The organism is Micromonospora sp. NPDC050784 (assembly GCF_044456765.1).
In the GTDB taxonomy this organism is placed as follows: domain Bacteria; phylum Actinomycetota; class Actinomycetes; order Mycobacteriales; family Micromonosporaceae; genus Micromonospora; species Micromonospora foliorum.
This window is the reverse complement of the sequence record NZ_JBITGG010000007.1, coordinates 71,756-84,133: the sequence shown is the minus strand read 5'-3', so window position 1 is coordinate 84,133 and position 12,378 is coordinate 71,756. Positions and strand designations below refer to the sequence as shown.

The 12,378-nt window shown below is 71.9% G+C and carries 11 protein-coding genes; 4 read left to right on the top strand and 7 right to left on the bottom strand.

The annotated features are described in order from the left end of the window. The first annotated feature begins 273 nt into the window (after positions 1-273). On the top strand, positions 274-2,883 hold the full coding sequence (locus tag ACIBD9_RS11785) for a glycoside hydrolase family 9 protein (protein WP_396716825.1): 2,610 nt from the start codon (positions 274-276) through the stop codon (positions 2,881-2,883). A 65-nt stretch (positions 2,884-2,948) separates the two neighbouring features. Here the strand turns inward: ACIBD9_RS11785 and ACIBD9_RS11780 are convergent, their stop codons facing one another. Then, positions 2,949-3,605 (bottom strand): HAD family hydrolase, encoded by a 657-nt coding sequence (locus ACIBD9_RS11780; protein ID WP_396716823.1) that lies wholly within the window; start codon positions 3,603-3,605, stop codon positions 2,949-2,951. 120 nt (positions 3,606-3,725) lie between these two features. Between ACIBD9_RS11780 and ACIBD9_RS11775 the strand changes: the two genes are divergently transcribed. Further along, the gene (locus tag ACIBD9_RS11775) at positions 3,726-4,640 is read left to right on the top strand and encodes a hypothetical protein (RefSeq protein ID WP_396716821.1); all 915 of its coding nucleotides are present in this window, start codon (positions 3,726-3,728) and stop codon (positions 4,638-4,640) included. A gap of 228 nt (positions 4,641-4,868) precedes the next feature. Beyond that, on the top strand, positions 4,869-6,122 hold the full coding sequence (locus tag ACIBD9_RS11770) for an MFS transporter (RefSeq protein WP_396716819.1): 1,254 nt from the start codon (positions 4,869-4,871) through the stop codon (positions 6,120-6,122). Between the two features lie 3 nt (positions 6,123-6,125). Here ACIBD9_RS11770 and ACIBD9_RS11765 read toward each other — a convergent pair whose 3' ends face one another. The 6 genes from ACIBD9_RS11765 to ACIBD9_RS11740 are packed head-to-tail and all read right to left on the bottom strand — an operon-like array spanning position 6,126 to position 11,570. Next, entirely contained in the window at positions 6,126-6,383 is a 258-nt protein-coding gene (locus tag ACIBD9_RS11765; protein ID WP_091401591.1) for a UBP-type zinc finger domain-containing protein, read from the bottom strand. Next, positions 6,380-7,951, bottom strand: a complete 1,572-nt coding sequence (locus ACIBD9_RS11760; protein WP_396716817.1) for a Na+/H+ antiporter — start codon at positions 7,949-7,951, stop codon at positions 6,380-6,382. Before ACIBD9_RS11760 ends, ACIBD9_RS11765 begins: the two co-directional genes overlap by 4 nt. 38 nt (positions 7,952-7,989) lie before the next feature. Continuing rightward, complete coding sequence (locus ACIBD9_RS11755; RefSeq protein ID WP_396716815.1) at positions 7,990-8,955, bottom strand: TIGR03885 family FMN-dependent LLM class oxidoreductase; 966 nt, start codon at positions 8,953-8,955, stop codon at positions 7,990-7,992. A gap of 52 nt (positions 8,956-9,007) precedes the next feature. After that, complete coding sequence (locus tag ACIBD9_RS11750) at positions 9,008-10,423, bottom strand: NADP-dependent succinic semialdehyde dehydrogenase (protein WP_396716813.1); 1,416 nt, start codon at positions 10,421-10,423, stop codon at positions 9,008-9,010. A 12-nt stretch (positions 10,424-10,435) separates the two neighbouring features. Next, positions 10,436-10,699, bottom strand: a complete 264-nt coding sequence (locus ACIBD9_RS11745; protein WP_354943480.1) for a DUF6343 family protein — start codon at positions 10,697-10,699, stop codon at positions 10,436-10,438. 52 nt (positions 10,700-10,751) lie between these two features. After that, on the bottom strand, positions 10,752-11,570 hold the full coding sequence (locus tag ACIBD9_RS11740) for an NmrA family NAD(P)-binding protein (protein ID WP_396716811.1): 819 nt from the start codon (positions 11,568-11,570) through the stop codon (positions 10,752-10,754). A 133-nt stretch (positions 11,571-11,703) separates the two neighbouring features. On the opposite strand from ACIBD9_RS11740, the gene ACIBD9_RS11735 reads away from it, so the two are divergent. Continuing rightward, positions 11,704-12,297: an antibiotic biosynthesis monooxygenase gene (locus ACIBD9_RS11735; RefSeq protein WP_396716809.1), complete on the top strand. Its 594-nt coding sequence runs from the start codon at positions 11,704-11,706 to the stop codon at positions 12,295-12,297. The last annotated feature ends 81 nt before the right edge of the window (positions 12,298-12,378 follow it).

Genomic DNA, 12,378 nt, shown 5'->3' with positions numbered 1-12,378 from the left:
GGGAGGCAGCCTGCCAGGCGAAGGGCGCAGTTGTCTCTAGGAGATCAGGACGACGGCGCGTGGCGCGGCCAATCTCACGTTCGGGCGGCGGCGCGACGGGAGACGCCGTCGGGCTGACCGCCCTTGTCGAATGCCAGAACCCATCCAACCAGATCAATTGACATGGCGTACCGGCACTGGAAACATCGAGCCGATACCTGGGAGCGCTCCCAGGTTTCCGCGCACCACCGTGCCACCACCACCGTCCCACTTTCCGTCCCGGAAGGACTCCCCGTGACGCCATCCCGACGCCGCCTCCTGTTGGCTGCGGCGACCACTCTGGCCCTCACCGGCGCGGGCGCCGGCGCGGCCCACGCCGACCCACCACCGGACGCCCCCGAGCAGATCGACAACGGCGACTTCAGCGCCGGGGTGAGCCCCTGGTTCTCCTTCGGCACCGGCGCGCTGGCGGTCACCGACGGCCGGCTCTGCACCACGGTCGCGGGCGGGCTGGCCAACCCGTGGGACGCCGGCATCGGCCAGGACGGCGTGCCGCTGATCGCCGGCGCCGAATACACCCTCGGCTTCTCCGTGTCCGCCACTCCCGGCGCCGCGGTCAAGGCCGTGTTGCAGCTCGGCAGCGCCCCGTACACGACGTACGCGGCCGTGGACGCCACCGCGACCGGCACCGCCCAGCGGGTCGAGCAGACCTTCACCGTCCCGGACGACAACCCCAACGCCCAACTGATCTTCCAGGTCGGCGGTTCCGCCCAGGCGCAGACCATCTGCCTGGACGACGTCTCGCTGCGCGGCGGGGAGCCACCCGTGCCCTACGAGCCGGACACCGGGCCGCGGGTGCGCGTCAACCAGGTCGGCTACCTTCCCGGTGGCCCGAAGAACGCCACTGTCGTCACCGAGGCCACCGAACCGCTGCCCTGGCAGCTGCGCAGCGCCGCCGGCGCGGTCGTGGCCAGTGGCACCACCACCGCTCGCGGTGTCGACGCCGCCTCCGGGCAGAACGTGCAGACTGTCGACTTCTCCAGCTACCGCACCGCCGGCACCGGGCTCACGCTCACCGTGGACGGCGAGACCAGCCACCCATTCGACATCTCCGGCGCTCTCTACGACCAGCTGCGCTCCGACTCGTTGCAGTTCTTCTACGCCCAGCGCAGCGGCATCGCCATCGACGGCGACCTGATCGGCGACGAGTACGCCCGACCCGCCGGCCACCTCGGCGTCGCACCCAACCAGGGCGACACCAACGTGCCCTGCCAACCGGGTGTCTGCGACTACTCCCTCGACGTGCGTGGCGGCTGGTACGACGCCGGCGACCACGGCAAGTACGTGGTCAACGGCGGTATCGCCACCTACCAGCTGTTGAACACCTTCGAGCGGACCAAGACGGCGGCCACCGCCGGCGGTGGCGCCGAGCTCGCCGACGGCACGCTGCGGGTGCCCGAGCGCGACAACGGGGTGCCGGACATCCTCGACGAGGCCCGCTGGGAGCTGGAGTTCCTGCTGCGCATGCAGGTGCCCGCCGGCAAGCCGCTCGCCGGCATGGTCCACCACAAGATCCACGATCAGAACTGGACCGGGCTGCCCCTCGCCCCGCAGGACGACCCGCAGCCGCGCGAGCTGCACCCACCGTCGACCGCGGCCACCCTCAACCTCGCCGCCACCGCCGCCCAGTGCGCGCGGCTCTTCGCCCCCTACGACGCGGCGTTCGCGACGCGCTGCGGCACTGCCGCGAAGACGGCCTACGCCGCGGCCAAGGCCCACCCGGCGGTGTACGCCAGCCCGACCGACGGCACCGGCGGCGGCGCGTACGACGACAGCAACGTCACCGACGAGTTCTACTGGGCGGCTGCCGAGCTGTACCTGACCACCGGGGCGCAGAACTACCTGACCGACCTGACCGCCTCACCGCACCACACCGGGAACGTGTTCGACGCACGGGGCTTCGGCTGGCAGAGCGTGGCGGCGCTGGGCCGCCTCGACCTGGCCACCGTGCCGAACGGGCTGCCCGCCGCCGATCTGGCTCGGGTCCGCGCCTCGGTCACCGCCGCCGCCGACACGTACCTCGCCGAGCTGCGCCGACAGGCGTACGGGCTGCCGATGCCCGGTGACGCCAACAGCTACTTCTGGGGTGGCAACAGCAACGTCATCAACAACGCCGTGGTGCTGGCCACCGCGTTCGACCTGACCCGCAACCCCGCCTACCGCGACGGCGCCGTGCAGGCCATGGATTACATCTTCGGTCGCAACGCCCTGAACATCTCCTACGTCACCGGGTGGGGAGAGCACGCCGCGCAGAACCAGCACAGTCGGATCTTCGGCCACCAGCTCGACCCGAACCTGCCCCGGCCGCCCGCCGGCTCCCTCGCCGGAGGCCCGAACGCGGCCCTCCAGGACCCGTTCGTGGCGCAACTGCTCGCCGGCTGCGAGCCGATGTTCTGCTACGTCGACGACATCAACTCGTACTCGACAAACGAGGTGGCGATCAACTGGAACTCGGCGCTGGCCTGGATCTCCTCGTTCCTCGCCGACCAGGGTGAGGCCGGCGCGGTACCGGCCAGCACCTGCACGGCGCGCTACGCCAACTACGGCGCCTGGCAGGGCGGCACCGGGTTCACCGGGCAGCTGACCATCCAGAACACGGGCGCCACGGCCGTCAACGGCTGGAGCGTGCGCTTCGCGTTCACCGGTGACCAGCGGGTACGCGAGGCGTGGCTGGCGAAGGTCACCCAGTCCGGCGCGACGGTGACCGCGCGCAACGAGTCGTACAACGCCAAGATCGCGCCCGGCGGCACTGTGACGTTCGGCTTCAACGCGACAACCGGCGGGGGCGCCAACCCGAGCCCCGGCCTGGTCACCGTCAACGGAGCGGCCTGCTCGCTGACCTGACCCCGGTCCTGGTGGCCGCCCTTACCGGGTGGCCACCAGGAGCGCACGATCACGCGGTCGGCGGGTCAACCGCCGGCCGCGTTGTGCTTCGCGACCAGGCCGGGGAGTTCGTCCAGTGAGTCGATCCGGAACAGGCACCGCTCGGCCACGGTGGAGGGGTCGAGGATGTGCCCCCACGGGCCACGTCGGATCAGGCACGTCTTCATGCCCGCCTCCAGGGCCGGGCGCACGTCGTTGTCCGGCCGATCGCCGACGTACAGGATCGACGACGCCACACCACCGCCCGCGGCGACGACCCGCTCGAAGAACACCGGTGACGGCTTCGCCACGCCCCACCCGTGCGACGTGCCGATCACGTCCACCGGGAGGTCAAGACCGCGCAGGGTCGCCTCCGCGTGAGCTGGCTGGTTGCCGGCCAGGCCCACGAACAGGCCCTGGTCCTTCAGGGACTGAAGGCACCCTCGCGCGTCCGGGTAGAGATCCTCCTCGGCGAACGACTCCGGCTGGCCGGCAGCCGTCCGACGCTCCAGCTCGGTGGTGAGATCGAAGTCGGGCCGGAAGACCCGGAACGTCTCCTGATAGTCCAGACCCCGGGCGATCACCGCACCGAAGACCGCCGAAAACGTGTGCCGGGGTACGCCGAGCCAGTCGGCCCAGGCGGCGAACTCGTGGGACTCGTCGAGAATCGTCCCACCGACATCAAAGATGACCGTGTCAATCATGTCCGTCCCCCGTCCCCCGTCGACGCTCGCACCGTCGGTGAAGCGTAGACGGGGGTACGAGCGGCCGGACGCGCGGCAAAACCGATGGATCGGACGCTCCCAGTGAGCCATGGTGGCGCCATGGATGGCGGCGAACTGGCCGGCGCGGAGCGTCGGGTGTGGGCGGCGATGGCGGCGGGGACGCGGACCGCGCTGGCCGGGCTGTCCGGCGCAGACCTGCGCAGTCTGCTGTTGAGCGTGGCCCGCGACCGGGCGGCTACCGTACGCCCAACCGACGTGGTACGCCGCTGGCACGAGGACCGCTTCGTCCGCCCAGCCGGTGCCGACCCCCGCGTACTGGCCCAGGTGGAGGCCCGGATGTGGCAACTGCTGCCCGCCGACGTGGCCGGCGTGGAGCTGTCGCCGGTCGTACCGGTCGGCACCTGCTCGACGGTCGCGCCGATCAGCCAGAACAGGATCGTCACCACGATGCGCGCCAGCGAGGTGCTGAGCGATCCCACCAACGCCCTCGCCGTCGAGGCGGCCGTGCGTCGCCGCCGACAGCGCGAGGTGCATCTGGCCGCCGCCCATCGGGTGCTGCGGGCGCAGGACTTCGGCAGCGACGCGTCGGCGCACTTTCGGCTCTTCGCCCTGGTGTCCAGCACCCGGGACACTGGCTCGGGCCAGACCCAGGCCCGACTGCTGGTCCGGCACCTCACCTACTGGCGGACCGTGCTCGCCGAGCTGGCACCTACCGCCGAGCCCCGGCTGCACGTCACCACGTTCGACGACCGGGTCGTTCGGGAGCGGCTGGCGGACACCGTCCGACCGGCACTCGCCGGCCATGTCGTGCCGCTCGTGGACGAACCGGAGCGGTCTCGCGGTCGCGGCTACTACACCGGGTGTGCACTACGCATCACCGCTCTGGGCGGCACCCTGGAGATTGGCGACGGCGGCCTCACCGACTGGACCGCCCGACTGAGCGGCGACGCCAAGGAACGCTGCCTCGTCTCCTGCCTCGCCACCGAACGCCTCGTCGACTCCATCAGCCGCTGAGCCGGGCCGGGCGACGACCACAGTGGGCACCCATTGCCGCAGACCGTGTCCTGCCGATCAGGCGGTGACAGGCCGCCGTGGCTACGGAAGCCAGGTGAGGGCTGTGGGCACGGCAAGGCGAGTGGAGCTTTGCGCTGGGCCCACCCGACATCGGCCTGGACACGGAATGTGACGGGCGGCGCACTACGCGGGGCTTCGATGAGCAGGCGGCGGCTCTAGGGTCGGTGAATGGGCACCACGGCGGAGGTTCGCGACCGCTGGCGGTCCCTGTCGCCGCTGCCGCCGCCCGGTCGGCTACGTACCCTGTCGCTGGCCACCCTCGCCAACACGATTGGCACGGGGCTGTGGGTAACGGGTGCGGCGCTCTTCCTCACCCGCGCCGTGGGGCTGACCCCGACGGAGGTGGGGCTCGGGCTCACTCTCGCCGGCCTGGTCGGGCTCACTGCCAGCGTGCCGCTCGGCGGGCTCGCCGACCGACGTGACCCGCGGAGCCTCCGCGCCGTCCTGCAACTGGCGCAGGCCGCCGTCGCCGCCGCGTACCTGCTGGTCGGCTCTCTTCCGGTCTTTCTGCTGGTGGCCACACTGGACGCTCTGCTGATCTCCGGCAACCTTGCCGTCCGCGCCGCGCTGGTCGCCGCGGTGGGCGGCCCGCAGGGCAGGGTGCACGCCTTTGCCACCCTGCGCGCGGTGGCCAACCTGGGCGTGGCGCTCGGTGCGGGGCTGGCCGCGTTCGCGCTCGTGGTGGACACCGGGTGGGCGTACCGGCTGCTGGTGCTCGGCAACGTCACCACCTATCTGGTCTCGGCGGCGCTGATCATGCGACTCCCGGCGTACCCGCCGGCCCGGCGACCCCTGGGGCAGAGAGCCGGTCGGGCGCTGCGCGACGGGCCGTTCCTCGCGGTCGTCGGAGCCTCGGCGGTGCTCTCCGTGCACCACGTGGCGTTGACGCTGGTGCTGCCGCTGTGGGTGGTGGCGCACACCGACGCGCCGCTGGTGACGGTCTCCGCTCTCCTGTTGGTCAACACGCTGCTCACCGTGCTGTTCGCCGTACGGCTCAGCGGGAGCGCCCGGCACGCGGTGTCGGCGGCGACGACGATGCGCCGGGCGGGGTTGGTGCTCGCGGCCGGGATGCTGCTCTGGGCCGTGACCGCCGTCGCGCCCACCACGGTGGCGGTCGGTCTGCTGCTGGGCGCGACGGTGATCTACACCTTGGGCGACCTGTGGCACGCAGGGGCCGGGGCGGCGTTGGCCTACGACCTCGCCGCCCCGGACGCCCTCGGTGCCTACCAGGGGGTCGACGGTCTGCTCGCCGGGCTGGTCCGCGCGGCGGGCCCGGCCCTGCTGACCTGGTTGATCATCGACGGCGGCCCGGTCGGTTGGCTGGCGCTGGCGGGGTTGCTCGCGCTCACCGGCCTCGCCGTGCCACCGCTCACCCGACGCGCCCTGGCCGACCGCGCCGACCGGTCACCGCACCCGGGCTGACCGTCAGCCGATCTCCTCGTCGACGAAGCACCAGCGCCAGGCCTCGCCCGGCTGCGCCGAGCGGATCACCGGGTGGCCGGTGGAGGCGAAGTGCTTGCTCGCGTGCTGGTTTGGCGACGAGTCACAGCAGCCGACCTGCCCGCAGCTCAGGCAGGTGCGCAGGTGCACCCAGTAGGTGTCGCCGATGGCGACGCAGTCCGCGCACTCGTCGGGGGTGCGGGGCTCGGCGGCACCGGCCTCGGTCAGGTGCTGACAGCTCACTTCTCAACCTCTCGCAGCAACGACTCTTCCAGGTCCAGGTCACGATAGGCCCGCACCAACACCTCCTCAGGAATCCGACCGGAGTCTCGGGCAGCCCGGAACACATCCCGCTCGGCGTCGATCATCTCCTGCCGCAGCCGACCGTACGCCTGCGACGGGGTCTCCCGCTCGTCGCCGCCGAGTCGTTCCCACGCCATGTTGGTGCGGTCCTCCACCGCTCGGCGCAGCCGGTCCACCACCGGGTCCGGTGCGCTGTCGGCCAACTCGTCGAGGCGGTCCTGGGCGGCCTTGCTGGCCTGTTGCTGTACTGCGGCTGCGGAGAGCGCGTCCTGTACCGGGTCGTCCTGCGGCAGCTTCAGGCGGCGGGCGACCAGCGGCAGGGTGGCGCCCTGGCCGACCAGCGTGAAAACGATCACGGCGAAGGCCAGCCAGATGAACAACGCCCTGGGGTACGGCTCGTCGCCGGCCAGGGTCAGCGGCAGGGCCAGCGCGGCGGCCAGGGTCACCACGCCCCGCATGCCGGCCCAGCCGATGATGATCGGGAACTTCGGTGACGGCCGGGCGTCACGGCGGCGGACCCGGGGGACCAACCGGGCCAGGTAGGTGGCCGGGAAGAGCCAGACGAACCGGGTCAGGAAGACGGTGGCGAGCACCGCGAAGGTGATCAGGATCAGTGAGCCGATCGGCTCGTCGAGATCGCGCAGCACCTCCCGCAGTTGGAGCCCGACCAGCAGGAAGACCAGGCCCTCCAGCAGGAAGCGGACCAGCCGCCAGAACGCGCCGACCTGCAACCGGGACGCCGCCGACAGCAGTTGGGGCAGCTTGTGCCCGAGCACCAGACCGGTGACGACCACCGCGACGACCCCGGAGGCGTGCAGGTGTTCGGCGCTGAACACCACCGCGAACGGGATGATCAGCGACAGCGCGTTGTCCAGCAGCGGGTCGTTGATCCGCCGATGCAGGAAGCCGAACACCAGCGCCCCGAGCGCCCCGATCAGGATGCCGCCGCCGGTGGACCGCAGCACCTCGATGGCGATCTTGTCGGCACCGACGGCCGAGCCGATGGTGGCCATCGTCGCGACCCGCAGCAGCACCAGGGCGGTCGCGTCGTTGACCAGGCTCTCGCCCTCCAGGATGGTGACGACCCGGCGGGGCAGCCCGACCCGGCGGGCGACGGCGGTGGCGGCCACGGCGTCCGGTGGGGCGACCACCGCGCCGAGAGCCAGGCAGATCGCGAACGGCAGCTGCGGCAGCAGCAGGTGCAGCACCAGCCCGACCAGGAACGCGGTGAACAACACCAGGCCGACCGCGAGCAGCAGGATCGGCCGGATGTTGTTCTTGAACGCCGGCACCGAGGTCTCCAGCGCGGCCACGTAGAGCAGCGGCGGCAGGATGCCGACAAGCACCAGCTCCGGGTCGAGTTCCACCTGCGGGAAGCCCGGCACGAACGAGAGCGCCAGGCCGAGGACGACCAGCACGATCGGCGCGAGCAGGCCGAGCCGGCGGGCCAACGCGGCGCCCAGGGTGGCGATCGCCAGGAAGACGACGACCGGAAACAGGCTTTCCATGGGGTACGAGCCTAGGGGTACGCGTCCTGCGGCCCCGATCAGCCGCCCGGGCGCAGTTTCGGCAGCACCTCCGCGCCGAACGCGTCGATGAAGCCGCGCTGCTCCTGCCCGACGTGGTGCAGGGCGATCTGGTCGAAGCCGAGCTGCACGTACTCCTCCAACCAGCCGACGTGTCGGCCCAGGTCCGCCGACACGTTCACCACCTCGGCGACCCGCTGGGCCGGCACGTCGGCGGAGACCACGTCGAAGTGTTCGACGGTCTCCAGGTCCCAGCAGACCGGCGGGGCGAAGACGTTGCTGCGCCACTGGTCGTGGGCGATGGCCTCGGCCTGGGCCTGCTCGGGCGCCCAGGAGACGTGCACCTGGAGGTGCAGCGGCCCGCGCCCGCCCGCGCCCCGGTACGCGTCGATCATTTCGCGCAGGTGGGCAACCGGGGCGTTCACGGTGATCAGCCCGTCCGCCCACTCGGCACACCAGCGGGCGGTGGCCACGCTGACGGCGGCGCCGACAAGCGCGGGCGGCTGCTCGGGGCGGGTCCAGAGCCGGGCCCGATCCACCCGGACCAGCCCGTCGTGGCTGACCTCCTCGCCGGCCAGCAGGGCCCGGATCACGTCCACGCACTCGCGCAGCCGGGCGGCGCGTACGTCCTTGCGCGGCCACGGGTCGCCGGTGATGTGCTCGTTGCTGGCCTCGCCGGTGCCCAGGGCCGCCCAGAACCGGCCCGGGTACATCGCGCCGAGGGTGCCGATCGCCTGCGCGATGATCGCCGGGTGGTACCGCTGACCGGGCGCGTTGACCACGCCGAACGGCATGCCGGTGGCCTGCAACGCCGAGCCCAGCCAGGACCAGGCGAAGCCGGACTCGCCCTGCCGGGCACTCCACGGGGAGAAGTGGTCGGAGCACATGGCGGCGTCGAAGCCGGCCCGTTCGGCCTGGATCACCGCCTCCAACAGGGCGCGCGGACCGATCTGCTCATGCGAGGCGTGGAACCCGAACGACGTCATGGGCACACTTCCTACCCACGACGGCGCCGGCTGACGCGTGCCGCGCCCCGAACTACTCGGCGTGCGCGCCGGCGCCGGCCGAAGCGGCGCCCTCGCCCACCCAGACCGTCTTGGTGTTGCAGAACTCCCGCATGCCCAGCGCCGACAACTCCCGCCCGTAACCGGAGTTCTTCACACCGCCGAACGGCAACTCGGGGTACGAGGTGGTCATCCCGTTGATGAAGACGTTGCCGGCGTCCAGGTCGGTGGCGAAGCGCTCCTGCTCGGCTCGGTCCCGGGTCCAGGCGTTCGAGCCGAGCCCGAAGCTGGTGCCGTTGGCGACCTCGATGGCCTCCTCGTACGACGAGACCCGGAAAAGGCCGGCGACCGGGCCGAAGACCTCCTCGGACCACATCCGCATTTGCGGGGTGAGGTCGGTGACCACGGTCGGCGGGTAGAACCACCCGTCGCCGCCCGGCGGTTCGCCCCCGCAGAGCACTGTCGCGCCGTTGTCCACCGCGTCGCGAACCTGGGCGTGCACCTCGTCGCGGCCACGCTCGCTGGCCAGCGGCCCGACGTCGGTTTTCGGGTCCATCGGGTCGCCGACGCGCAGCGCGCCCATGTTGGCGGCGAACCTCTCGGCGAAGGCGTCGAACACGTCGGTGTGCACGATGAACCGCTTCGCGGCGATGCAGGACTGACCGTTGTTCTGGCAGCGGGCGGTGGTGGCCACCTCGGCGGCCCGGTCCACGTCCGCCGAGGGCATCACCACGAAGGGGTCGCTGCCGCCGAGTTCGAGGACTGTCTTCTTCAGCTCCCGCCCGGCGATCTGCGCGATGGACCGACCGGCGGGCTCGCTGCCGGTGAGCGTCGCGGCGCGGACCCGGGGGTCGCTGAGGATGTGGTCGACGGCCTCCGAGTCGACCAGCACTGTGGTGAAGGCCCCCTCGGGGAAGCCGGCGCGCCGGAACACGTCCTCCAGCAGCAGCGCGGTCTGCGGCACGTTCGAGGCGTGCTTGAGCAGGCCGGTGTTGCCGGCCATCAGCGCCGGGGCGGCGAAGCGCATCACCTGCCAGAGCGGGAAGTTCCACGGCATCACCGCGAGCACCACGCCGATCGGCTGGTAGCGGATGAACGCCCGGGTCGCCTTCACGGCGTCGGCGTCAGCGGGCTCGTCGGCGAGGAACGCCGGGGCCTTGTCGGCGTAGAAGCGGGCGGCCGTGGCGCACTTGGTCACCTCGGCCTGCGCCGCGACGTACGTCTTGCCCATCTCGGTGGTCATGATCCGGGCGATCTCGTCGCGCTCGGCGTCCAGCAGGTCGGCCGCGGCGTTCATCCACTGGGCGCGCTGGTCGACGGTCGTCTCCCGCAGCTGCTGGAACGCGAGGTCGGTGCGCTCGATAGCGTCGTCGAGTTGCTCGGTGGACATCGCCTCATAGGTCTTGAGCACCTGTCCGGTGGCGGGGTTGGTGGTGGCGATATGGGGCATCTCGTCCTCCTGTCACTCGAACAACGAGTGTCGTACGCCCGGCTCCTCGCGGCGGCGGGCGGCGCGGCGCCGCTGGATCACGACCAGGTCGACCACGGCGACCACGGCGAGGATCGCGCAGACTACGCCGAGCCAGGCGATGCCGGCCCAGAACGCCAGCACCGCGAAGAGCACCATGATCACCAGCCCGAAGCTGGCCAGGGTGAGTCGGAGATTCAGCGCACTGTTGGCGTGGCCGACCGTGCCACGGGCGCGCCGGGGCTGCGATCTCGTCATGCCCACGGACCTACCCCCGATCGCGACCGTTAACCGGACCCGGACACCTCGGTCAGTCGCGCCACGCGCCGCGCGCCGCCGCCTCAGCCGCGTAGGCCGGGAAATCGCGCGGGTCACGCCCGACCAACCGGCGGACGGTGTCGGTGGGCACCGCGTGGCCGAGGTCACGTAGCGCCGCGAAGGCCCCGATCTGCTGCTCGATCTCCTCGGCCGGCACGCCCAGCGGACCCAGCGCGGCGCGGTAGTCGTCAGCCGTGCCGAGGTGGCGCACCGGTCGACCCGCCGCCCGACTGATGATCTCGGCGGCCTCGGCAAAGGTGATCGCCCGGGGCCCGGTGACCTCGTACACCTGGCCGGTGTGCCCGGGCTCGGTGAGGGCCGCCACCGCGACGGCGGCGATGTCATCCGCGTCGACGAACGCCTGACGGGTGTCCCCGACCGGCACGGCGACCGCGCCGGCCAGCACCGCCTCCCGGAACACGCCCTCGTCGAAGTTCTGGTCGAACCAGTCGGCCCGCAGGATCGTCCAGTCGGTGCCGCCCTCCCGGACCGTGCGTTCGGCGGCCAGCAGACGCTCGTCCCCCATCGCCTCGATCGCTCGACTGGACAGCAGCACGACGTGGCGGACCCCCTGCTCCGCCGCCAGTCGGACGAGGGCCGGCTCGACCGGCTGGCCGTCCGGTGCCATCAGGTAGACCCGGGAGACGCCGGCCAATGCGGGCGCCCAGGTCGACTCGACCGACCAGTCGAAGCGCACCGGGCCACCGCGGGAGGCGGCGCGGACCCCGACGCCGAGCGCCCGGAGGCGGTCGGCCACCCGCCGCCCGGTCGTGCCCGTCGCGCCGAGCACGAGGATCTCACTGTCGTCCATGGCCCGAGTAGACCACCGGCCCCCGACAGGAACCGGCCGAATCCGTTCCGCCCGGCGGACGACACCGCGGAACGCCGGTGTGCTCGATTACATCCGTTCGCGCCGCAGCCCCACCCGACCGCAGGATGGGCGCATGTCAATGACCCTCGCCGTGCCGGTGACCGTCTCCATCGCCCGCCGCGTCGACCCCGGCCGGGCCAGCGAGATGGTGGCCTGGATGCGGGCCGGCACCGCGTTGGCCGAGGCGTTCCCCGGGTTCCTCGGCGCGGGCTGGGTGCAGAGCGGCCCCGGTTCGCCGGAGTGGCACATGCTCTACCGCTTCGCCGACGCCGAGACGCTGCGCCGGTGGGAGGAGTCGCCGCAGCGACACTGGTGGCTCAGCTCGGCGCAGGGCATCGTCGAGCACACCCGGGTCGAGCGGCGTACCGGGATCGAGGGCTGGTTCGACAGGCCCCTGGAGCACTCGGTGGACCCGGTGGAGCCGGTTCCACCCGCGTCCCCGCCCCGGTGGAAGCAGGCGGTGACCATCTGGCTGGCGTTCTTCCCGCTGAGTCTGACCGCCACGCTGCTGACGAGCCGCTTCCTCGACGCGGTGCCGCTCGCGGCCCGGGTGCTGCTGATGACGCTCTGCCTGACCCCGCTGATGACCTATCTGGTGCTGCCCCGGATCACCCGGGCGTTGCACTGGTGGTTGCACGGCCAGCGGGCACCGTGGCGGGACGCATAGCACCCCGACGGCCCCCGCGTCGGCGCTCTGCCGCATACCCGACAGCAACTTCCCGACAAACCCCGTCCTGCGCATAGAGTT

Coding starts and splice junctions, on each gene's coding strand:
- ACIBD9_RS11740 (WP_396716811.1), bottom strand. CDS start 11,570: ATGGACGACAGTGAGATCCTCGTGCTCGGCGCGACGGGCACGACCGGG.
- ACIBD9_RS11775 (WP_396716821.1), top strand. CDS start 3,726: ATGGATGGCGGCGAACTGGCCGGCGCGGAGCGTCGGGTGTGGGCGGCG.
- ACIBD9_RS11745 (WP_354943480.1), bottom strand. CDS start 10,699: ATGACGAGATCGCAGCCCCGGCGCGCCCGTGGCACGGTCGGCCACGCC.
- ACIBD9_RS11770 (WP_396716819.1), top strand. CDS start 4,869: ATGGGCACCACGGCGGAGGTTCGCGACCGCTGGCGGTCCCTGTCGCCG.
- ACIBD9_RS11755 (WP_396716815.1), bottom strand. CDS start 8,955: ATGACGTCGTTCGGGTTCCACGCCTCGCATGAGCAGATCGGTCCGCGC.
- ACIBD9_RS11750 (WP_396716813.1), bottom strand. CDS start 10,423: ATGCCCCATATCGCCACCACCAACCCCGCCACCGGACAGGTGCTCAAG.
- ACIBD9_RS11780 (WP_396716823.1), bottom strand. CDS start 3,605: ATGATTGACACGGTCATCTTTGATGTCGGTGGGACGATTCTCGACGAG.
- ACIBD9_RS11735 (WP_396716809.1), top strand. CDS start 11,704: ATGTCAATGACCCTCGCCGTGCCGGTGACCGTCTCCATCGCCCGCCGC.
- ACIBD9_RS11760 (WP_396716817.1), bottom strand. CDS start 7,951: ATGGAAAGCCTGTTTCCGGTCGTCGTCTTCCTGGCGATCGCCACCCTG.